The sequence below is a fragment of the Variovorax sp. JS1663 genome, from assembly GCF_002157355.1.
GTDB lineage: Bacteria > Pseudomonadota > Gammaproteobacteria > Burkholderiales > Burkholderiaceae_C > Variovorax.
The window spans coordinates 1-21,041 of record NZ_LYMK01000065.1 but is presented as its reverse complement, the minus strand read 5'-3'; the positions used below and the strand labels follow the sequence as shown (position 1 = coordinate 21,041).

Genomic DNA, 21,041 nt, shown 5'->3' with positions numbered 1-21,041 from the left:
CTTTCGCGCTTCACTGCATCGTCTTCAGGTTGCCGATGCGCACCAGCATCTCGGTGAACATCTGCATGTCCGCATCGAGGTCTGCCACTTCCTTGAATTCCTTGGCGTTGTGGGCGGTGTACTTCTTGCCCGGCATGGCGGGGCCGAAGTTGATGGCATTGGGCATCAGCTTGGCGGTGGTGCTGCCAGCGGTGGGGACCGGCTTGGCCTCCAGGCCGGTGGTGTCGCCGAAGATGTTCAGCAGGGTCGAGAGCCAGGCGCCCTTGGGGTCGCGTGCCATCCAGTCGCCCTGCTGGTAGTCGATCTCGAGCGGGGTCTGGCTCGTGGCGGCCCAGGCGTTGATCTTGCCGGTGACGGCCTGGGTCAGCTGCGCCGGCGTGCTGCCCCGCGGCATGCGCACGTTGGCCGTGACTTCCAGCCTGCCGTCCTTCTCGCGGATCAGGTTGGGCGACATCGTCAGCGGGCCCATGAAGTCGTCCTTGTAGCCCACGCCCATCTTCTCGCCGAAGTAGTCGAGGCCATAAAGGCCGTTCAGGTAGCGGATGGCCTTGGCGTAGTGGTTGTCGGCCAGCGTCAGGCCCGACTCCTGCAGGAACAGGGCCAGGCGCGGCAGCGGGTTGACGCCCTCCTCCGGCCGCGAGCCGTGGGCCGAGACGCCGGTGACCTTGATCTCCACGGCGTCGGCTCCCCGGGCGATGTCGATGCCGAACTTGCCGCCCTGGCTGTCGTACTTCTGGATGAAGGCCGCCTTGGCCGCCTCGAGCCGCGCCGCGGCCTGGGCCAGGTCGCCGCCCTTGAGCGTGGCGGTCGCGGTCTGCGGCACCGCGTTGGCCGCCGCGGCGCCGGCCATCGCGGTGACGGCCGTCTGCCCGGCGTCCGAGGCCTGCAGCGGGAACAGGACGCGGAGCCCGCCCGAGCCCTTTTCCGCCACCACCGCCGGGTACTTGCTGTCGAGCACGATGTTGTACTCGGGCAACGGGGTCCGCTCGCGGTAGTACTTCATCGCGTCGCCGCCGGTCTCCTCGGTGGTCTCGATCATCAGCCGGATGCCGCGCGAGAGCGGCAGGCCGCTTTCACGCACCGCCTTCATCGCGTAGAGCACGGCGGCGATGGAGCCCTTGTCGTCGATGGTGCCGCGGCCATAGAGCACGTCGCCCACCCGGGTCATCTTGAACGGGTCGAGGCGCGTGCCGTCCTCCAGCACCCATTCCTCCAGCACCGCGGGCACCACGTCGGCATGGGTGAGGATGCCGAATTCCTCGCTGCCGCGCCCCGGCAGCCGGACCTCGAAGATGCGGTTGTCGACGTTGCGGAACTGCAGGCCGAAGTCGCGGGCCATCTTCTCGACCAGTTGGCCGAACTCGACGATGGCCTTGCTCTCGTGCTGCGGCACCTTGTCGATGCGCACGGTGGGCAGCGCGACCATGGTCTCGATGCTGGCGATCACGGCCTTCTGGTTGTGCAGGCGGTTGTACAGGCCCAGCAGGCGGGCGATGTTGGTGAGGTCGTCTCCCTGGAGCGGCGCCTTCTTTCCATAGGCCGCGACGGCGGGCGCGAGGCGGCGATCGGCCTTGGCGGCCTGCGCGAGGAAGGCACCGAAGCTGGGTGCAGGCCGGGCCGCGGCGATCCGGTCGAGCTCCGGCTTCTTGAGGGTCTCGGCCGACGCCGGCAGGCCGAACGCGAGGGCCAGGCCCAGGGACACGATGGAGAGTGAGGATTTCATGGGGAGCTCCCGCAGTCGGGATGGTTCGCAGCAAGGGAAGCCGCGAGTCTACGCAGGCACGAAAAAGCGGCCCCAAAAAGCGGGCCGCTTCCGGATCAGCCTGCCGGCGCCGTCACGCCGAACAGCGTGTTGATGGCCGCGCGCGCGTCGGCCCGCAGCGCGTCGACCGCCCCGGCGTCGCCGGAGAGGTGGCGCAGCAGGTGCTGCTGGAACAGGCCGTCGAACAGGGCGTAGAGCAGCGAGGGCGACAAGGCCAGCGGCGCGTCGGCCAGCTCCGAGAAGCGGGTCATGATGCGCAAGACCATGTTCTCCAGGCTCTTGTCGATGGCCGTGACGTCGGCGCGAAAGGCCTCCTCGAAGAGGGCCTGGGCCCGCAGGTCATACCAGAGCCGGTGCATGTGGGCCTCGCCCTGCAGCGTGTCGCCCAGGGCGCGCAGGAAGCCTTCCATCATCTGGTCGTAGCTGGCCGCGTCGGCCGTGACGCGGTCGTAGCGCGTGACGCAGCGGGCCTTGTACTGGCGCACGCTGCAGACGATCAGGTCGACCTTGTCGCTGAAGTAGTAGTGCAGCACGCCATGGGAGAACACCGAGTTCTGCGCGATCTCGCGCAGGCTGGTGCGGGCATAGCCCAGTGTGGCCAGCGTCTGAAGCGCGGCCTCGCCGAGTTCGGCGCGACGCTCGGCGAACTTGTCCACGCGCGTGCGGGGCACGCGATCCGCCTGCTTTTCCCGTTGTGAGGCCATGGCTGAGAACGATTTGGGACGCTTGTCCAGATTCCGAAAAGGATAGCACGGCCTGCCTCTTACACTCGGCCGCATGAGTCATCCCGAAGCCTCCGTCAAGCCCGAGATCAAGCAACCGCCCGTCCTGTTCGCCAAGACCCAGGCCGTCATCAGCCAGGCGGCCGACCTGCTGGGCGGCCCCCTCATCACCTACTGGAACAACCCGCGCGGATCCGTCTGCTCCAACGACGTGGTCGCGCTCTACGAGATCCTGGAACGCCTGGGCACGCACGAGACGATCTACCTCTTCATCAAGTCCGACGGCGGCAGCGGCCAGGTGTCGCTGCGGATGGTCAACCTGCTGCGGCAGCACTGCAAGTCGCTCGTGGCCCTGGTGCCGCTGGAATGCGCCTCGGCCGCGACCATGATCACGCTCGGCGCGAACCAGATCCTGATGGGGCCGACCGCCTTCCTGACCGCGGTGGACACCTCGCTCAACCATGCCCTGTCGCCGCTGGACCGGGACAACGACCGCGTGAGCGTCAGCCTGGACGAGCTCAACCGCGTCATCCGGCGCTGGCACAACGAGCAGCCGGAATCGACCGAAAACCCCTACAAGAGTCTCTATGCCTATGTGCATCCGCTGGTGATCGGCGCGGTGGATCGGGCGGAATCGCTGTCGGTCATGCTGTGCCGCGAGCTGCTGGCCTACCACATCGCCGACGAGAAAAGAGCCCACGAGATCGCGGCGACCCTGAACTCGAAGTATCCGTCGCACAGCTACCCCATCCTGCTGAACGAGGCGGCCAAGATCGGGCTGAACGTGGCGCCGCTGCCGCCGCAGATCAACGCCCTGCTGCTGGAGCTCAACCGCCTCTACAGCGAGATGGGCCAGAAGGCCACGACGGACTTCGACGAGCTGCGCGCCCATGGCAACGAGATCCTGAACATCCTCGAAGGCAAGGACGTCCAGGTCTTCTACCAGCACGACAAGGACTGGTTCTACCGCAGCGAGGAGCGCCGCTGGATCACCATGAACGACAACAGCAGCTGGCGCCGCATCGAGCGCGTCAAAGGGCGGCTGTCACGCAGCATCATGCACGTCGCCTAGAAGAAGCGGACCCCGGCGGCGGGCGCGCGGCTCAGCCGGCCTTCTGCACCAGCTTGATCACGCTGGAGAAATCCAGCGCGCCATGGCCGGCCAGGCTGTGCGCCGCATAAAGGTTGCGGGCCAGCCCGCCCAGCGGCGTCGAGGCACGCACCGCGGCCGCGTTCTCCTGGGCCAGCCCCAGGTCCTTGAGCATCAGGTCGGTGCCGAAGCCGCCGGCATAGCCTTTCGAGGCCGGGGCGTTCTCCATCACGCCGGGCAGCGGGTTGTATTTCTCCAGCGCCCAGTTGCCGCCCGAGCTGCGGCGCATGATCTCGGACAGCACCTTCGGGTCCAGGCCATTGGCCACGCCCAGCGCGATCGCCTCCGAGGTGCCGATCATCAGGATGCCGAGCAGCATGTTGTTGCAGATCTTGGCGGTCTGGCCTGCGCCGGCGTCGCCGGCATGGAAGATGTTGGCGCCCATCTTCTCCAGCACCGGCCGCGCACGCTCCAGATCCGCCGCGGAGCCCCCCACCATGAAGGTCAGCGTGCCCGCGATCGCGCCACCGGTGCCGCCCGAGACCGGCGCGTCGATCACCGCCACGCCGCGCCTTGCACCCGCCTGCGCGAGCTTGCGCGAGGTGGCGGCGGCGATGGTGCTGCTGTCGATCACCAGCGTGCCGGATGCGATGCGCTCCAGCAGCCCGGGCTGGCCCTCGCTGCCGAAATAGAGCGACTCCACATGCTGGCTGGCCGGCAGCATGCTGATGACCACCTCGGCACCGGCCAGCGTGTCGGCGGCCGATGCGGCGATGGCCACACCTTCGGCCGCCAGCTTCCTGCAGGTCTCGGCCGAGAGGTCGAAGGCGCTGAGCGCGTGCCCGGCCTTGTGCAGGTTCAGCGCCATGGGGCCGCCCATGTTGCCCAGCCCGATGAATGCGATCTTCATGCTTGTCTCCGTTCGTTTCGTGAATGCGTTCAGACCAGGCGCGCCAGTTCGACAGGCATCTCGCCGCGCGGGCGCAGATGGTCTTCGACGAAAGCCGGCGTGATCTCCTCCAGCGTGGCCGGATTCCATTTCGGATGGCGGTCCTTCTCGATCAGCAGCGCGCGGATGCCCTCGGCGAAGTCCTTGTGGGCGCAGAAGCCGAGCGATGCCCAGTACTCCAGGCGGAACACTTCCGCGAGCGACATGCGCGTGACACGCTGCCAGAGCGCGAAGGACACGGCCGCGGTGCTGGGCGCGCCCTTCATGAAGGTCTGGGCGGCCGTCTGCAGCCAGGGATCGTCGGACTTCAGCGCGCGCAGGCGCTTCGCGATGTCCAGCAGGTCGTCGCCCGCCATCAGGTCGTTGATGGTGTCGAAGTGCTCGCGCAGCTTGGACGCCTGACGCTCCGCGCCCTCGCCGGCCTGCGCCAGCAGGCGAGACAGCGTGGCGCGATCGGCGGCGTTCTCGCCACGCCAGTCCGCGGCCGCGATCGACTCGAGCACCTGGCCCTTGCGCTCCTGCGGCACCACGATGTCCGCCAGGCCGCAGAAGATCACGTCCGCCGCGTTGAGCGGCGCCGCCGTGAGCGCGAGGAACAGGCCGACCCGCCCCGGCATGCGGCGCAGGAACCAGCTGCCGCCCACGTCGGGGTAGAGGCCGATGTTGATCTCCGGCATCGCCACGCGGCTCTGCGGCGTCACGACGCGGTGCGAGGCGCCGGCCATCAAGCCCACACCGCCGCCCATCACGATGCCGTGGCCCCAGCACAGAAGGGGCTTGGGGAAGGTGTGGATCAGGTGGTCGAGCTCATACTCCTCGCGGAAGAAATCCTCCGCGTAGGTGTTGCGTGCCGAGCCGCAGTCCAGCAGCGTCTGGTAGAGCTGGCGCAGGTCGCCGCCGGCGCAGAAGGCCTTCTCGCCCGCCGCCTGCAGCACCACGCCCGCAACGGACGCGTCCTGCGCCCATTCGCGCAGCTGCGGCGTGAGCAGCCGCACCATGGCCATCGAGAGCGAATTGAGCGACGCCGGTGCGTTGAGAGTGGCCACGCCGAAGCGCTTGCCGCCGCCGGCCTGAATGAAGTCGAAGAGAACTACGGGATCGGTCATTTGTTGGAGAAAAATGCGAAGGCTCAGCGGATGTCGCTATCGCCCTCCAAGAGCTTGCGCGAGACGATCACGCGCATGATCTCGTTGGTGCCTTCGAGGATCTGGTGCACGCGCGCGTCGCGCACCAGCCGCTCCAGCGGGAATTCGCCCAGGTAGCCGTAGCCGCCATGCAGCTGCAGCGCCTCGTTGCAGACGTTGAAGCCCGCATCGGTGGCAAAGCGCTTGGCCATGGCGCAATAGGTGCTCGCATCCGCATGGCCGGCATCGAGCCGGCTGGCCGCCAGCCGCACCATCTGGCGCGCCGCCACCAGCTCGGTCGCCATGTCGGCCAGCTTGAACTGCAGGGCCTGGAAGCTCGCGAGCGGCTTGCCGAACTGCTGGCGCTCGTGCATGTAGCGCCGCGCCGCGTCGAGCGCGCCCTGCGCCGCGCCGACCGAGCAGGTCGCGATGTTGATGCGCCCGCCGTCCAGACCCTTCATCGCGATGCGGAAGCCTTCGCCCTCGCTGCCCAGCAGGTTCTCGGCCGGTACACGCACGTTGTCGAAGCTGATGGTGCGGGTGGGCTGGCTGTTCCAGCCCATCTTGTGCTCCTTCTTGCCGTAGCTGACACCCGGCGCATCAGCCGGCACTGCGAAGGCCGAGATGCCACCCGCCCCGCCGCCGCCGGTGCGCGCCATCAGCACCAGCACGTCCGTCGCGCCGGCGCCGGAGATGAAGGCCTTGCCGCCGTTGATCACGTACTCGCCGTCCTTCAGCTCGGCACGGGTCTTGAGCGAGCCGGCATCCGAGCCGGCGCCCGGCTCGGTCAGGCAGTAGGACGCCAGCTTGCGGCCGCTGGTGAGGTCCGCACCCCAGCGCTCGCACACCGCCGGCGTGCCCCAGGTGCCGAGCATCCAGGTGGCCATGTTGTGGATGGTGATGAAGGCGGTGGTCGAGGGATCGATTGCCGCCATCTCCTCGAACACCAGCGTGGCGTCCAGGCGCGGCAGGGCCAGTCCCTCGATGCGCTGCGGCGCATACAGGCCGCAGAAGCCGAGCTCGCCGGCCTTGGCGATGGCCTCCTTCGGGAAGATGCCTTCCGCATCCCAGCGCGCGGCATGCGGCGTGAATTCGGCCAGCGCGAATTCGCGCGCGGTGTGGGCGAAGGCGCGCTGCTCTTCGGAGAGTTCGAAGTCCATGCGCCCGAGACTACTTCAGGCTGATGGTGGTGTTCAGGCCATGCGCGGTGGCATCGTCGAACCAGCGTGCCGTCACGGTCTTGGTCTGCGTGTAGAACAGCACCACCTGCTTGCCGTAGGGTCCCAGGTCGCCCAGCTTGGAGGCGCGCGAGCCGGTGAAGGAGAACATCGGCACCGGCACCGGGATCGGCACGTTGATGCCGACCTGCCCCACGTCGATGTCTTCCTGGAAGCGGCGCGCCGCGGCGCCGGACTGCGTGAAGATGGCGGTGCCGTTGCCGTTCGGGTTGGCGTTGATGATCTCGATCGCCTCGTCGATGCTCTCCGCGCCGACCAGGCACAGCACCGGGCCGAAGATCTCCTGGTCGTAGATGCTCATGCCGGGCTTCACGCCGGAGAAGATCGTCGGGCCGACGAAGTTGCCCTTCTCGTAGCCGGGCACGGTGGGCTTGCGGCCATCGAGCTCCAGCGTGGCGCCCTCGGCCACGCCGCGCTCGATCAGGCCGGTGACGCGGTCGAAGGCCGCGCAGGACACCAGCGGGCCCACGTCCACGCCCTTGTCGATGCCCGCGCCTACCTTGAGCGACTTCGCCTTCTCGACCAGGTCCGGAATCCACTTGCGCGCATCGCCCACCAGCACGGCGATCGACACCGCCATGCAGCGCTGCCCCGCCGCGCCGAAGCTCGCGCCGGCCAGGGCGTTGAGCGACTGGTCCTTGTGTGCATCGGGCATCACGATGGCGTGGTTCTTCGCGCCCATCATGCATTGCACCCGCTTGCCGGCCAGCGTGGCGCGGTTGTAGACATGGGTGCCGACCTTGGTCGAGCCGACGAAGGAGATCGCCTTGATGTCCTGGTGGTCGCAGATCGCGTTGACCACCGCCTCGCCGCCATGCACGACGTTGAGCACGCCCGGCGGAATGCCGGCTTCGATCGCCAGCTCGGCGAGGCGCATCGTCACCATCGGGTCCTGCTCGGAGGGCTTCAGCACGAAGGTGTTGCCGGTGACGATGGCCATCGGGAACATCCACAGCGGGATCATGGCCGGGAAGTTGAAGGGCGTGATGCCGGCGCACACGCCCAGCGGCTGCAGCAGCGTGTACGTGTCGACGCCGTTGGCCACGTTGTTGGCCAGCTCGCCCAGCTGCAGGTTGCCGATGCCGGCCGCGTGCTCCACCACCTCCAGGCCGCGGAACACGTCGCCCTCCGCGTCGGGCAGGGTCTTGCCCTGCTCGGCGGTGAGGATGGCCGCCAGCTCGCCCATGTGCTCGCGGATCAGCTGCTGGTACTTGAGGAAGATGCGCGCGCGGGCGCCGATGGCCGTCTTGCGCCAGGTCTTGAACGCATCCTTGGCCGATGCCACGGCGGCGTCGACCTCGGCCTGGGTGGCGAAGGGCACGCGCGCCAGGACCTCCTGCGTGGCCGGGTTGACGATGTCGCGCCACTCGGTGGTCTTCGACTCGACGAACTCGCCGCCGATCAGCAGCTTGACGGTGGCGACCTGGGTCGCGGGCGTGGTGGTGGCATCCATGAACTTGTCTCCTGTTGAAGGTCTGAATCGGATCGATGCTAGCTTTGCACTTTTGCCATGGCAATAGACAAATACGCACCCGCGATCTGCATAATTGCAAATCATGGACTGGGACAACCTGCGATTTTTCCTGGAGCTGGCGCGCACCGGCACGCTGGTGAGCGCGGCCCGCCGGCTGGCGGTGGACCACACGACGGTGGCGCGCCGCATCCAGGGGCTGGAGAAAGAGGTCGGCACCGCACTCTTCGCGCGCGAAGCCGGCGGCCATCGCCTGACCGAGGCCGGGCGGCGGCTGCAACCGCAGGTGGAGGCGATGGAGAACGCCTTCCTCGCGGTCGAGAGTGCGGCGCCGGCCGCGCGGGAGGGCCTGTCGGGCCTGGTGCGCATCGGCGCCACCGAGGGCTTCGGAACAATGATGCTCGCGCCGCAGCTGGCGCTGTTCGCGCAGCGCCACCCGAAGCTGGTGATCGACCTGCTGGCCATGCCGCGGCTGGTGCACCTGTCGCGGCGCGAGGCCGACATCGTGATCTCGCTGGAGCGCCCGGCGCGCGGGCCGGTGGTGGTGAGCAAGCTGACGGACTACGTGCTGCGCCTCTACGCCTCGGCCGACTACCTGGACGCGCACCCGCCCATCGCGTCCCGCGAGGCGCTGCGCGGCCACACCTTCATCAGCTACGTGGACGACCTGCTCTTCAGCAAGGAGCTGCAGTACCTCGACGAGCTGTACCGGCCCGACGCCTTCGCGCTGCGCAGCACCAGCATCCTGGCGCAGCACCAGGCGACGGCGGCCGGCGCCGGCATCGCGGTGCTGCCGGCCTTCCTCGCCGAGCGCGATCCGTGTCTGCGCCGCGTGCTGCCCGGGGAGGCCAACTTCACGCGCACCTTCTGGATGTCGATGCCGGCGGAGAGCAAGCACCTGGGGCGGATGCAGGCAGTGTGGGGATTTCTACGGGAGACGGTGGAGGCGCAGCGGGCGGTACTGCTGCCCGCAGAGGACCGGAGCGGGCGTCCAGGCGCCGGCTGACGACCGGTCGGCCGGCACGTTGAGGCAGGCCAGAGCCATTGGCCCGCCGTTGGCCCGCCATTGGCTCTCCGCCGCCGCGGCGACGCGGATTCCGCAGAGGACACTCCCGCGAGAAGCAGCGGAAATGCCGGCGCGCCGTGCAGTGGCGTCGCACCGGCGTCCCGCCCACCCAGAACCATGCACGTCATCGACCACTCCACGCTGCCCAGGCTCCAGGACGCCGGGCGCCAGCGTTTTGCCGCGGCCCACAGGGCGCTGGGCTTTGCCCCTTTCGAGCTTTGGGTGGAAACGCTCGAGCTGGACGCAGGCGCAGACATCCTTCCACTCGAATCCGCGAGGGTGATGCTGGTCCTTTCAGGACACGGCAAGCTCTTCATCGACGGGGCGGGCCAGCGCTTTCATGCTCCCTGCAGCCTGATGCTGCCCCCCGGTGCCGAGGGCCGGGTGGTCAACATCGGCGCCGAGCCCCTGCGGCTTGTGACAGGCTTCATCCCCGTTGATCCACCGCCGGTCTGACGGCGCGGGCGATGGCTCTGCCGGCTTGACCCGCCAGCGCACCGTCGATGGCTCCTCTGGTCGATGTGCCCGACACCCCAAATCCGAACAATTCTTCCAAGCGCTTCAGAAATCGCAACCCGCGCTGCAATTGATCGGAGATATCCATGAACTCAGTCACCGCCGTGCTGCAACCCCGTCACTCTGGCTTTCAACCCCTGGATACCGGGATCCCCGAAGAGGCCGGCATCGGCGTTTTCTTCTCCCGCTCGATCCGCCAAACCGCTTCCTGGTCCACCTGCACCTGGCAGAAGCTCCCCCGCCTGACGCGGATCGTATTGACCGGCCTGTTGATGACGTCCACCAGCTTCGGTCTCTCCATGATCGTTTGCGTTCTCACCCGCTGAAGATGCCTTGTCCCCTCAAGGCCAGCGGGGTGGGTGGTTTCCCGGCGGCATCGGGGGCCGCCGCCAGGCGATCGGCGTACGGGCCAGCTGCGCGCTGAGCCGCACGCCGCGAAGTTCGCCAAAACCGGAAGCGACAGTTTTCAGCCAAGCCAGCGACACCCGCACGAGCCAGCTGCCACCTTCATGCTGCTGGCGCCACAGCGCCGCAGAGGCCCCCAACGCGATCAGATAGCCGGTCGCCTCGTCGAGGATCTGCATCGGCAACGGCCGCGGTTTGCCCTCCCCGGTCGCCTCGCCCTCGGCATGGTTGAAGCCCATGGCCGTCTGCACCAGCGAATCGAATCCCCGGCGCGGCGCCCAGAGGCCCTCCGTGCCATAGGCGGACAGCGAGACATGAACGATGCCGGGGCGCCGCCGCGCCGTCTGCTCCGGCCCGAATCCCAGATCGGCCAGGCCGCCCGGCCGGTACCCTGCGCGAACACATGGGCCTCGGCCAGCAGGGCGTCGAGCGCTTCCCTGCCCGCCCTGCTCCGCAGATCCGCATGCGCCGACAGCTTGCCGCGGCTGGTGTCGGCAATGGCCTCGATGTTGGGCAAGTGGGGGGGAATTCACCAGCATCACGTCCGCGCCGAAGCCCGGCCATCCAGGCTGAACCACGCGGTGCAATCCAGCGCCGCGTGCAGCATGTCGACCGACACTGCCTGGCGCGGGACGCCGCGCCCATGCCCCAGCTCGCAGGCGGCCAGCGCGGCGGCGGCGATCATGCTCTGCGCAGCCGCGCCGACGGCAAAGGAGGAAGGCAGCAGTCATGCGTGTTCCTTGCCCGCCCCAGCAAAAAGGGCAGACCCGCTCGCACGGGCCTGCCCTTGGAGGCTCAGGACGGCATCTCGCTCAATGAATCAGTTTCACGCCGGTCTTGGCCTGCAGCTGCTCGAAGCTCACGCCCTCGGCCAGCTCGATCACCTTCAGGCCCTCGGGCGTCACGTCCATCACGGCCAGGTCGGTGATGATGCGGTCCACCACGCCCACGCCGGTCAGGGGCAGCGTGCACTGCTCCAGGATCTTCAGGTCTTCGGTGCCATCCTTCTTGCGCGCCACGTGCTCCATCAGCACGATCACCCGCTTGACGCCGGCCACCAGGTCCATGGCGCCGCCCATGCCCTTGACCATCTTGCCCGGGATCATCCAGTTGGCCAGGTCGCCCTTCTCGCTCACCTGCATGGCACCGAGGATCGAGAGGTTGATCTTGCCGCCGCGGATCATCGCGAAGCTGTCATGGCTGCCGAAGATGGACGAACCGGGCAGCGTGGTCACGGTCTGCTTGCCGGCGTTGATCAGGTCGGCGTCGACCTGGTCCTCGGTCGGGAAGGGGCCGATGCCCAGCATGCCGTTCTCGCTCTGCAGCCAGACTTCCTTGTCGCCCACGAAGTTCGCCACCAGCGTCGGGATGCCGATGCCGAGGTTCACGTAGAAGCCGTCCTGCAGCTCCTGGGCGGCGCGTGCCGCCATCTGGTCTTGGGTCCAGGGCATCTCAGCCTCCTTTGTTGCTGTTCTTGACGGGCGCCGGCACTTCGCTGCCGGCGGCGGCCTGGGCGATCGCGGCTTGCGCCTCGACCTTCGCAGCGGCGACGTCGACCGCCGCGCTCACCGTGCGCTTCTCGATGCGCTTTTCCGGATGGGCGTTGAGCACGATGCGGTGCACGTAGATGCCCGGCAGGTGGATGTCGTCCGGCGCCAGCTCGCCGACCTCGACGATCTTCTCGACCTCGACGACGCAGATCTTGCCGGCCATCGCCGCGGCCGGGTTGAAGTTGCGCGCCGTCAGGCGGAAGCGCAGGTTGCCCGACTTGTCGGCCACGTCGGCCTTGACCAGCGCCACGTCAGGCACCAGCGAACGTTCCATGACGTAGGTCTCGCCGTCGAACTCGCGCAACTCCTTGCCCTCGGCCACCAGCGTGCCTACGCCGGTCTTGGTGAAGAAGGCCGGGATGCCGGCGCCGCCGGCGCGCAGCTTCTCGGCCAGCGTGCCCTGTGGCGTGAACTCCAGTTCCAGTTCCTTGGCCAGGTACTGGCGCTCGAATTCCTTGTTCTCGCCCACGTAGCTGGCGATCATCTTCTTGATCTGGCGCGTCTCCAGCAGCTTGCCCAGGCCGAAGCCATCGACGCCGGCGTTGTTGGAGATGCAGGTGAGGTTTTTCACGCCCGAATCACGCAGCGCGTCGATCAGGGCCTCTGGAATGCCGCACAGGCCGAAGCCGCCGACTGCGAGCGTCTGGCCGTCGGCAACGATGCCCTTGAGGGCCGCGTCGGCGGAGGGATAGATCTTGTTCGCCATGGTTCCTCGTTCGGAATGGGTTGATGGGAAAACCCCGACGATACTACGTATGCGCATACGTAGTATTTCGTAATGGACATACCGGACACGGTGAGCATCGCGGACACCGACCTCTCCGCCATCGACTACCGGCTCGCCTTCGAGCAGGCCCCCGTGGGCATGGTGCTCTCGCGCCACCGCATCATCGTGGACTGCAACGCGCGCGTGTGCGAGATGTTCGGCGCCACGCGCGAGATGCTGGTCGGCCAGTCCTTCCGCGTGCTCTACCCGAGCGTCGTCGAATTCGAGCGGATCGGCAAGCGGATGGAGCCCATCCTCAACGCCAGCGGCCGCTATGCCGACAACCGGATGATGCGGCGCGTCGGCGGCCTGCATGGCGCGTTCGCGGGCGAGACCTTCTGGTGCCACGTGAGTGGCCAGGCGCTCAATCGCGCGGCGCCGCACGAGGCCGGCATCTGGACCTTCGAGGACCTGGGCTCGCGCCGCGCGGTCAAGGCCGAACTCACGCCGCGCGAGCGCGAGGTGGCGGCGCAGCTGATGAAGGGCCTGACCTCGAAGGAGATCGGGCGTGCGCTGGGCATCAGCCATCGCACGGTGGAGATCCACCGCGCGCGGCTGATGCGCAAGTACGCCGCCGCGACCACCGCGGAGCTGGCGCAGAAGCTCATCGCCGGCTGATCAGGGCTCTCGTCGACCCTAGAACCCCCGAAAAACGGTGAACTCCCCGACTGCCGCCCGCGGCATGCCGAGTTCGTTCACCGCCGCATCGGGATCCGCGTAGCCCAGCGACATGCCGCAGACCACCGTGCGGCCCGGCGGCAGTTGCAGCAGCTGCGCAATGACCGGCTCGTGCCGCACGAAGGACACCTGCGGGCAGGTGTCCAGCCCGCGCGCCCGCGCCGCGATCATCAGCGTCTGCACGAACATGCCGAAATCGGCCCAGCTGTGCCGGGTCAGGCTGCGGTCGATGGTGAAGATCAGCCCGACCGGCGCATCGAAGAAGGCGAAGTTGCGCCCCGACTGCCGGCCGCGCGCCGCAGCGTCCGCGCGGTCGATGCCCAGTGCCGCGTAGTAGCGCACGCCGAATTCCGCCTGTCGAGAAGCGCAGTCCGCCGGCAGCTCGGCCGGGAAATGCGTGGAGGGCGGCAAGGCATCGGCTTCGTGGGATCGGAGCAGCGCCTCGCACAGCCGCCGCCTCGGCTCGCCGGCCAGCACGTGCACGAACCAGGGCTGCGTGTTGGAGTTGCTGGGCGCGGTACGGGCCACGTCCAGGAGCTCCTCCACCACCGCGCGCGGTACGGCCGTGGGCAGGAAGGCCCGCACGCTGCGGCGTGAGCGGATCACCGCATCGACGATGGCGGGGACGGCAATGGAGTCTGCGTTCGTCATGCCGGCATGTTGCATCGGCCCCCGCGCGCCGGCCACTGAACTTTGCGCAAGCCCGTCATGCACGAAACGACACTGCGAGCTCGGCGAACTGTTCCCGCAACCACAGGTGCGCCGGATCGTGCTCGTGCCGGCGGTGCCAGACCGCGCGCACCACCGCATGCTGCGTCGCGTAGGGCAGCGCCTTCGACAGCAGCTCGCGCCGCGCCACGAAGGACCGCGCCAGCGGCGCCGGCACGATCGAGACCATCTCGCTGTCCGCCAGCAGGTCCGGCACCGCGAGCGAATGCGGCACCGTGAGCCGGAAGCGCGGACGCAGCCCGGCCGCGGCCAGCGCCTCCTCCAGCGCCGAGCGGTCGAACATCTCGGACTGGCGCGCCAGCCCGCGCTCCAGGATGAAGCCGCTGACCGCGCCCTCCTCCTGCCCGCCGAGCGACACCGTCAGCAGCGGGAAGGCCGCGAGGTCTTCGATGCGCGGCTTGCGCCTGGCGAGCGCATGCCCGCGGCGGAAGACCAGCACGTCGTCCTGCAGCCACAGGCGTGCGCTCTGGAAGCGCGCCGGCACCTCGGCGAAGATGCCCAGCGCGATGTCGATGCGCCCCACGTCGAGCTGCTCGGCCAGGTCCAGCCGCGTCGAGGGGCGCACCACCAGGTCGGACGACGGCGCCGCTGCCGCCATGCGCCCTCCCAGTTGGGCCAGCAGCACCGAGGTCACGTAGTCGTTCGCTGCCACCACGAAGCGCCGCGCGGTGGTTGCGGCATCGAAGGCCTGCACGCCCAGCGTGTCGTGGATGCGGCGCAGCGCCTCCCGCAGCGGCGCCTCCATGGCCAGCGCGCGCGCCGTCGGCTCCATGCCCTTGGGCGTGCGCACGAACAGCTCGTCCTGCAGCGCCTCGCGCAGACGCGCCAGTGCATGGCTGATGGCCGACTGGCTCAGGTGCAGGCGCTTGCCGGCGCGCAGCAGGTTGCGGTCCTCGAAGACGGCATCGAAGACGCGCAGCAGATTCAGGTCGATGCGTCTCGCGTTCAGCGCGGCCTGCGCTCTGGTGGTCACTGGAGGACCTTCGCCTCCGGCTGCGGTGGGAACGGCCCTGCGGCTCATGTTGCACCTCGTGCATGTGGTGGTTGCAGATTCATCGCTTCCGGGGGCGGCGCGGCGCTGGCAATGTCCAGCCCCACCACACCGAATGACAAGGAGCCCGCGATGATCGAACTCTCCCGGCGGCGATTCGCCGAGTATGTGGCCAGCCTCGTGCCCGCCTCCTCCCTGCTCGCACTGCCGGCGCGGGCACAGCCCGACGGCGCCCCCGGTCGCATCGTCGTCGGCTACCCCCCGGGCGGAACCCTGGACCAGACGGCACGCCGACTGGCCGAGGCCTGGCGCACCCAGAACCGCGCCTACCTGGTGGACAACCGGCCCGGCGCCGCGAGCCGCATCGCGACGGCCCAGATGAAGCGCGAACGCGCGGACGGCAGCGTGGTGCTGTGCACCCACACCTCGGCGATGACCATCTATCCGCATGTCTACACGAAGCTGGCCTACGACCCGCTGCGCGACCTGCGCCCGGTGGCCGCGCTGGCCGCCGCCACCGGCGTGCTGGCGATCAGCGCGGCGGTACCGGCCGAGGTGCGCACGCTGGCCGACTATGTTCGATGGCTGAAGGCGAACGAGGCCGGCCGCCACTACGCCTCGCCCGCCGCGGGCTCGCTGGCACAGTTCCTCGGCTTCCGCTTCTCGCAGGCATCGGGGGTCCCGCTGGGCCACGTGGCCTATCGCGGCTCCGCGCCGGCCATGCAGGACCTGCTGGGCGGGCAGGTGCCGGCCTATCTCGGCTTCGTCGGCGATTTCCTGCAGTACCTGGGCAGCGGCAAGCTGCGACTGCTGGCAGTCACCAGCGAACGCCGTTCGCGCTTCCTCAAGGACGTGCCCACCTTTGCCGAGCAGGGGTTCGGCACCGTGGTCGGCGTGGAAGGCTACGGCCTGTTCGCACCGGCCGGCACGCCTGACGAGACGGTCACGGCCCTGGCTGCCGCCACCCGGACGGCGGCCGCCGACAAGGCGTTGATCAGCGGGCTGGAGCAGGTCGGCCTGGAGACGGCCTACGTCGGGCCGGCCGAGTACATGAAAACCATCGCCGCCGAGCACGAAAAGTGGAAACCCATCGTGGCGGCATCCGGCTTCAAGGCCGACGAATGACGGAACAAGGAACACGCCATGACCGACCAGGAACAACTCATCGCCACCAGCCTCCCCTTTCTCGAGGAGGTCAAGAACATGACCGCGGGCACCGAGGTGGAGCAATGGCTCAACGCCAACCACGGCCCCGGCAGCCCGCTCTACGAACGCCTGGCGGCGCTGGTGAAGGCCGGCGTGCGCGACGGCTGGGCTGCCAACGTCCGGATCGGCGGCGACCACTACCGACGCAGCCGCATCGCCGAGGCCACGCCGCAGACCCTGGGCTTCAGCATCACCACTGTCTACATGGACAGCACCGGCAACACGCAGGCCAATCCCGAAGGCAGCTTCCGCGGCGACTACCACTCGCATCCCTATGGCGAGTTCAACATGGTGATTCCGCTGAACGAGGGCGCGGCCCTGCGGGGGCCGAACGGCTGGTGCCATGGCGGCTGGACGGCGCCCCCGCCCGGCAGCCACCACTACCCCGAAGCCAAGAACGGCGCCGTGATCGCCCTGTTCTACCTGCCGGCTGGAAGGATCTCCTACGACATCCAGCCGCCGGCCTGAGCAGCCTGCTCAACCGGCCTTGCGGAAGGTCAGGTTGATGCGGCAGGGGCCGGTCAGCGGATGCACGCCCTCCTTCACCGGCAGCACGCCGTGGTAATGGAGACGCGAGGGCCCGCCCCAGACGACGACGTCGCCGTGCGCGAGCGGAATGCGCTGCGCCTTGTCGGAGCGCCGGCCCCCGCCGAAGAGGAACACTGCCGGCAGGCCCATCGACACGGAAACGATGGGCCAGTCGTAGTGGCCCTCGTCGCGGTCCTGATGCAGCGAGAGCCGGGTGCCGGGCTCGTAGCGGTTGATCAGGCAGGCATCCGGCGCGAAGCCTTCGAAGCCGCCGGCCTGCGCCGCGGTCGCCGCCAGGTCGAGAAAGGCGGCAGGCATCGCCGGCCAGGGCCTGCCGCTCTCCGGATCCTTGGCGTCGTAGCGGTAGCCGCTGCGGTCCGACACCCAGCCCAGCCCGCCGCAGTTGCTCATGGCAACCGACATGCGAAAGCCGCCGGGCGTGACCAGGTGGCGCAGCGGCGCCTGCGCGATGACCTGCGCCACGCCGGCCAGCAGGACCTCGTCCCGCGGCCGCGCGAAGCGGCGCAGCAGCACCGCGCCTGGCGCCAGCGGCTGCGTGGCAGGCAGGGCGTCGTCTTCCAGCGCATCGAACAGGTCAGGCGTCATCCGTTCAGCTCGCGTCGTGGAAGATGATGCCCGCCGTGCAGCGCTGCCCCGAGCGCACCCGGCTCACGCCGTGCCGCAGGTTGACGCGGTAGACCCCGCGCGTGCCCTGCACCGGGCGGTGGTGCACCGCGATCACCGCCGCATCGCCTTGCCGCAAGGGCAGCACCATGGGCCGCGACTGCATGCGCGGCCGCTGCTCGGTCATGACGAATTCGCCCCCCGTGAAATCGCGGCCCGGCTCCGACAGCAGGATCACCAGTTGCAGCGGGAACACGTGCTCCCCATACAGATCCTGGTGCAGGCAGTTGTAGTCGCCCTCCCCGTACTGCAGCAGCAGCGGCGTGGGCCGGGTCTGCCCCGCCGCATGGCAGCGCGCGATGAACTCGGCATGCCGCGGCGGATAGCGCACCTCGATGCCCATGACCTCGTTCCAGCGGTTCGCGATCGGCACAAGGCGCGCGTACACCTGCTCGCGCAGCCCCGCCAGCCGCTCGGGCAGCGGATAGTCGAAATACTTGTATTCGCCACGGCCGAAGCCATGGCGCTCCATCAGCACCCGGCTGCGGAACAGCGGGCCCTGCGGATAGAGGGCCGCGAGCGCCTCGCATTCCTCCCGCGCCATCAGCCCCCCGATCAGCGCGCCGCCCTCGGCATCGAGGTCCTGCGCCACACGTTCCCAGTCGATCATCCGCCCGCCGCCTCGCTGGCCAGCAGCGCACGCTTGCGCTCCACGCCCCAGCGATAGCCCGACAGCGCGCCGTCGCTGCGCACCACGCGGTGGCAGGGAATGGCGACCGCGATCGGATTGGCCCCGCAGGCCTGAGCCACGGCGCGCACCGCCTTCGGGCTGCCGATGCGCTGCGCGATGTCCGCATAGCTCGCGGTGCTGCCGGACGGGATGTCGCGCAACGCCTGCCACACACGCTGCTGGAACGCCGTCCCACGCACGTCCAGCGGCAGGTCCAGGCCCACGCCTGGTGCCTCGACGAAGCCCACCACGCGCGCCACCAGCTGCTCGAAATCGGGATCGCCGCCGATCAGCCGGGCCCGCGGAAAGCGGTCCTGCAGTTCGCGCGCCAGGGCATCGGGATCGTCGCCCAGCGCAATCGCGCACACCCCGCGTTCGCTCTGCGCCACCAGGATCGCGCCCAGCGCGCACTGGCCAATCGCGAAGCGGATCTGCGCATCGGCACCACCCGCGCGGAAGCGCGTCGGCGTCATGCCCAGCGCTTCGTCGGCACGCGCGTAGAAGCGGCCGTTCGAGTTGTAGCCGGCCTCGTAGATCGCATCCGTCACGGTCTCGCCGCGTGTCAGCGCCTCGCGCACGCGCCGGTCGCGATGGGCCGCGGCATAGGCCCGGGGCGTGAGTCCCGTCACCTCCTTGAAGATGCGGTGCAGGTGGAAGGTGCTGAGCCCGGCACGCTCGGCCAGCGCGTCCAGCGTGGGCGCCTCGCCGGCACTCTCGATGTAGCGGCACAGCTCGGCCACCTGGGCCGCCTGCTGCTCGCTGCGCGCCGGCTGGTCCGGTTTGCAGCGCCTGCAGGGCCGGAAGCCCGCACGCTCGGCATCCGCGGCCGTCGCATGGAAGGCCACGTTCTCGGGCCGTGGCTGGCGCGCGCCGCAGGACGGCCTGCAATACACGCCGGTGCTGCGCACCGAGTAGAAGAACTGTCCGTCGGCCGAGCGGTCGTGTTCGACCACCGCGGCCCAGCGCGGGTCGCTCGCGGTCTGGAGGGCACGGATTTCGTTGGGGTTGCTCATCATGTTCATCGTCTGTCCTTTCGGCTTTTCATGAATCGATGAGTCCACTGTAGGGATCGGGCCACGCATGCGCACTCCGGGTCTTGCTTTCGAATTCGATCGTAGGACAGGGCCGCCATCATCCTCCTGGGCTTGCGCCCTCGGCCTACGGGCAATGGCCGCCAGCCTCGTTACCATCTTGGCCGATGATCGATCGCCGTTCACTCCTGACCGCCGGCGGCGCCTCCATGGCGCTCGCTGCCCTCGGATTCCCTGCAGATGCCCTCGCGGCCGACGGAATCAAGCTCAGCCAGCCGCGTCCTTTCTCTTTCGAACGTCTTGTTACCGAGGCCAAGACGCTCGCCGGCCGGCCCTATGTGGCCGACACGTCGCTGCCCGCCGACGTGCTGCAGCGCATCGACTACGACGAGCACGGCAAGCTCAAGTACAACCCCGAACTCGCCGTCTTCCGCGACGGCCCGGGCCAGTATCCCGTCACCTTCTTCCACCTGGGCCGCTACTTCCAGACCCCGGTCCACATGTACGTGACGGAGACCGCCGGCGGCGACGGCTTCGCCCGCGAGATCCTCTACGACAGCGCCTACTTCAGCATGCCCGCGGACAGCCCCGCGCGCCAATTGCGCGAGGGCGCCGGCTTCGCCGGCTTCCGCCTGCAGGAAAGCCGCCTGGGCGACCAGAAGAAGCTGGCCTGGCAGACCAACGACTGGGTTGCCTTCCTCGGGGCCTCCTATTTCCGCGCCATCGGCGAGCTCTACCAGTACGGCCTGTCGGCGCGCGGCATCGCGCTGGACGCGGCCCTGCCCGACCGGCCGGAGGAGTTCCCCAACTTCACCCGCTTCTATTTCGAGCCGCCGGCTTCGCCCGAAGCCAACACCATGACGGTGTACGCCCTGCTCGAAGGCCCCAGCATCACCGGCGCCTACAAGTTCGTGATGCAGCGCACCCGCGCTGTCTTGATGGACATCGAGGCGCGCCTGTTCGTGCGGCGCGACATCGGCCGCTTCGGCCTGGTGCCGCTGACCTCGATGTACTGGTACTCGGAGAGCAAGCCCACCGGCATCGACTGGCGCCCCGAGGTGCACGACTCCGACGGCCTGGCCATCTGGAACGGTGCCGGCGAGCGCATCTGGCGCCCGTTGAACAACCCCACCCAGACCCGCGCCTCCGCCTTCAGCGACACGCGTCCGCGCGGCTTCGGCCTGCTGCAGCGCGACCGCAATTTCGATCACTACCAGGACGGCGTGTTCTACGAGAAGCGGCCCAGCCTCTGGGTGGAGCCGCAGGGCGACTGGGGCGAGGGCTCGGTGCAGCTGATCGAGATCCCCACCGACGACGAGATCCACGACAACATCCTGGCCTGCTGGGTGCCCAAGGCGCCCGCCACCGCAGGCAGCAGCTATTCGCTCAAGTACCGCCTGCACTGGACCGATCAGGAGCCCTTCCCCTCGCCGCTGGCGCGCTGCATCGCCACCCGGCTGGGCCGCGGCGGCCAGCCCGGCACGCAGCGGCCGCCGGGGGTGCGCAAGTTCATGGTCGAGTTCATCGGCAAGCCTCTGGAATCCATTCCCTTCGGCGTCAAGCCCGAGTTGGTGCTCACCGCCTCGCGCGGCAAGTTCTCCTACGTCTTCTCCGAGGCGGTGCCCAACGGCGTGCCGGGCCACTGGCGCGCGCAGTTCGACTTCACGGCCGAGGGCACGGAGCCGGTGGACATGCGGCTGTACATGAAGAACGGGGACCAGACGCTGACGGAGACCTGGCTGTACCAGTACCAGCCTGGGTAGCCCGCGTCCATCTTCACTTCCAGTTGGCGGCAAACACCGGTGCCAGGCTGTTCTGGTAGCCCGGCAGCAGCGTTGTCTGCCCCGCCGACGGTGGGGCGAAGC

22 protein-coding genes and 1 pseudogene are annotated in these 21,041 nt (G+C 68.8%); 8 read left to right on the top strand and 15 right to left on the bottom strand.

All coding sequences use genetic code 11. The features are described from left to right. Positions 1-10 precede the first annotated feature (10 nt). Both A8M77_RS31900 and A8M77_RS31895 read right to left on the bottom strand, forming a co-directional pair. Positions 11-1,723: a dipeptidase gene (locus A8M77_RS31900; protein WP_086925490.1), complete on the bottom strand. Its 1,713-nt coding sequence runs from the start codon at positions 1,721-1,723 to the stop codon at positions 11-13. Between the two features lie 95 nt (positions 1,724-1,818). Continuing rightward, on the bottom strand, positions 1,819-2,433 hold the full coding sequence (locus tag A8M77_RS31895; RefSeq protein WP_238137048.1) for a TetR/AcrR family transcriptional regulator: 615 nt from the start codon (positions 2,431-2,433) through the stop codon (positions 1,819-1,821). A 106-nt stretch (positions 2,434-2,539) separates the two neighbouring features. Here A8M77_RS31895 and A8M77_RS31890 point away from each other — a divergent pair, with 106 nt between their 5' ends. After that, a complete protein-coding gene (locus tag A8M77_RS31890; RefSeq protein WP_086925488.1) occupies positions 2,540-3,556 on the top strand; it encodes an SDH family Clp fold serine proteinase in 1,017 nt (338 codons plus the stop codon). Between the two features lie 31 nt (positions 3,557-3,587). On the opposite strand, the gene mmsB is transcribed toward A8M77_RS31890, so the two are convergent. From mmsB to A8M77_RS31870, 4 genes are read right to left on the bottom strand one after another with little or no spacing between them, the layout of a single operon-like run. Then, positions 3,588-4,484 carry a 3-hydroxyisobutyrate dehydrogenase gene (mmsB, locus tag A8M77_RS31885; RefSeq protein WP_086925487.1) on the bottom strand — a complete coding sequence of 299 codons (897 nt, stop codon included), beginning with the start codon at positions 4,482-4,484 and terminating at the stop codon, positions 3,588-3,590. 29 nt (positions 4,485-4,513) lie between these two features. Beyond that, positions 4,514-5,629, bottom strand: a complete 1,116-nt coding sequence (locus A8M77_RS31880) for an enoyl-CoA hydratase/isomerase family protein (protein WP_086925486.1) — start codon at positions 5,627-5,629, stop codon at positions 4,514-4,516. Positions 5,630-5,652: 23 nt separating this feature from the next. Further along, entirely contained in the window at positions 5,653-6,807 is a 1,155-nt protein-coding gene (locus A8M77_RS31875) for an acyl-CoA dehydrogenase family protein (RefSeq protein ID WP_086925485.1), read from the bottom strand. A 10-nt stretch (positions 6,808-6,817) separates the two neighbouring features. Next, the gene (locus tag A8M77_RS31870) at positions 6,818-8,338 is read right to left on the bottom strand and encodes a CoA-acylating methylmalonate-semialdehyde dehydrogenase (protein ID WP_086925484.1); all 1,521 of its coding nucleotides are present in this window, start codon (positions 8,336-8,338) and stop codon (positions 6,818-6,820) included. A gap of 103 nt (positions 8,339-8,441) precedes the next feature. On the opposite strand from A8M77_RS31870, the gene A8M77_RS31865 reads away from it, so the two are divergent. From A8M77_RS31865 to A8M77_RS31855, 3 genes are all read left to right on the top strand, one after another. Beyond that, entirely contained in the window at positions 8,442-9,362 is a 921-nt protein-coding gene (locus A8M77_RS31865) for a LysR family transcriptional regulator (protein WP_086925483.1), read from the top strand. A gap of 177 nt (positions 9,363-9,539) precedes the next feature. Beyond that, entirely contained in the window at positions 9,540-9,878 is a 339-nt protein-coding gene (locus A8M77_RS31860) for a hypothetical protein (RefSeq protein ID WP_086925482.1), read from the top strand. 146 nt (positions 9,879-10,024) lie between these two features. Continuing rightward, positions 10,025-10,264, top strand: a complete 240-nt coding sequence (locus tag A8M77_RS31855; protein ID WP_086925481.1) for a hypothetical protein — start codon at positions 10,025-10,027, stop codon at positions 10,262-10,264. A gap of 15 nt (positions 10,265-10,279) precedes the next feature. Here A8M77_RS31855 and A8M77_RS31850 read toward each other — a convergent pair. The 4 genes and pseudogenes from A8M77_RS31850 to A8M77_RS31840 form a co-directional block, all read right to left on the bottom strand. Next, positions 10,280-10,897 (bottom strand): annotated as a pseudogene (locus A8M77_RS31850) (CoA transferase); the annotation flags it as partial. After that, positions 10,882-11,028: a hypothetical protein gene (locus A8M77_RS37545; protein WP_443273277.1), complete on the bottom strand. Its 147-nt coding sequence runs from the start codon at positions 11,026-11,028 to the stop codon at positions 10,882-10,884. The pseudogene A8M77_RS31850 and the gene A8M77_RS37545, both read right to left, overlap by 16 nt. Positions 11,029-11,155: 127 nt before the next feature. After that, positions 11,156-11,794, bottom strand: coding sequence for a CoA transferase subunit B (locus A8M77_RS31845; RefSeq protein WP_086925480.1), 639 nt, complete (start codon positions 11,792-11,794; stop codon positions 11,156-11,158). A 1-nt stretch (position 11,795) separates the two neighbouring features. Beyond that, positions 11,796-12,599 (bottom strand): CoA transferase subunit A, encoded by an 804-nt coding sequence (locus tag A8M77_RS31840; protein ID WP_086925479.1) that lies wholly within the window; start codon positions 12,597-12,599, stop codon positions 11,796-11,798. 72 nt (positions 12,600-12,671) lie between these two features. On the opposite strand from A8M77_RS31840, the gene A8M77_RS31835 reads away from it, so the two are divergent. Continuing rightward, a complete protein-coding gene (locus A8M77_RS31835) occupies positions 12,672-13,277 on the top strand; it encodes a LuxR C-terminal-related transcriptional regulator (RefSeq protein WP_086925478.1) in 606 nt (201 codons plus the stop codon). 18 nt (positions 13,278-13,295) lie between these two features. Here the strand turns inward: A8M77_RS31835 and A8M77_RS31830 are convergent, their stop codons facing one another. Next, positions 13,296-13,988: a nitroreductase gene (locus A8M77_RS31830; RefSeq protein ID WP_086925498.1), complete on the bottom strand. Its 693-nt coding sequence runs from the start codon at positions 13,986-13,988 to the stop codon at positions 13,296-13,298. Between the two features lie 55 nt (positions 13,989-14,043). Continuing rightward, a complete protein-coding gene (locus tag A8M77_RS31825; protein ID WP_086925497.1) occupies positions 14,044-15,015 on the bottom strand; it encodes a LysR family transcriptional regulator in 972 nt (323 codons plus the stop codon). 174 nt (positions 15,016-15,189) lie between these two features. Here A8M77_RS31825 and A8M77_RS31820 point away from each other — a divergent pair, with 174 nt between their 5' ends. Continuing rightward, positions 15,190-16,182, top strand: a complete 993-nt coding sequence (locus A8M77_RS31820; protein WP_086925477.1) for a tripartite tricarboxylate transporter substrate-binding protein — start codon at positions 15,190-15,192, stop codon at positions 16,180-16,182. A gap of 18 nt (positions 16,183-16,200) precedes the next feature. Next, a complete protein-coding gene (locus A8M77_RS31815) occupies positions 16,201-16,731 on the top strand; it encodes a 4-hydroxylaminobenzoate lyase (protein WP_086925476.1) in 531 nt (176 codons plus the stop codon). 9 nt (positions 16,732-16,740) lie between these two features. Here A8M77_RS31815 and alkB read toward each other — a convergent pair whose 3' ends face one another. Genes alkB through ada form a run of 3 tightly spaced genes read right to left on the bottom strand, consistent with a single transcriptional unit; the run spans position 16,741 to position 19,161 of the window. Beyond that, on the bottom strand, positions 16,741-17,397 hold the full coding sequence (gene alkB, locus A8M77_RS31810) for a DNA oxidative demethylase AlkB (protein ID WP_086925475.1): 657 nt from the start codon (positions 17,395-17,397) through the stop codon (positions 16,741-16,743). Positions 17,398-17,401: 4 nt separating this feature from the next. Continuing rightward, complete coding sequence (locus A8M77_RS31805; RefSeq protein ID WP_086925474.1) at positions 17,402-18,085, bottom strand: 2OG-Fe(II) oxygenase; 684 nt, start codon at positions 18,083-18,085, stop codon at positions 17,402-17,404. Beyond that, positions 18,082-19,161 carry a bifunctional DNA-binding transcriptional regulator/O6-methylguanine-DNA methyltransferase Ada gene (gene ada / locus A8M77_RS31800; RefSeq protein WP_443273290.1) on the bottom strand — a complete coding sequence of 360 codons (1,080 nt, stop codon included), beginning with the start codon at positions 19,159-19,161 and terminating at the stop codon, positions 18,082-18,084. The genes A8M77_RS31805 and ada overlap by 4 nt, the downstream gene beginning before the upstream one ends. Before the next feature lie 182 nt (positions 19,162-19,343). Between ada and A8M77_RS31795 the strand changes: the two genes are divergently transcribed. After that, positions 19,344-20,939 (top strand): glucan biosynthesis protein, encoded by a 1,596-nt coding sequence (locus tag A8M77_RS31795; RefSeq protein WP_086925472.1) that lies wholly within the window; start codon positions 19,344-19,346, stop codon positions 20,937-20,939. Positions 20,940-21,041: the final 102 nt, after the last annotated feature.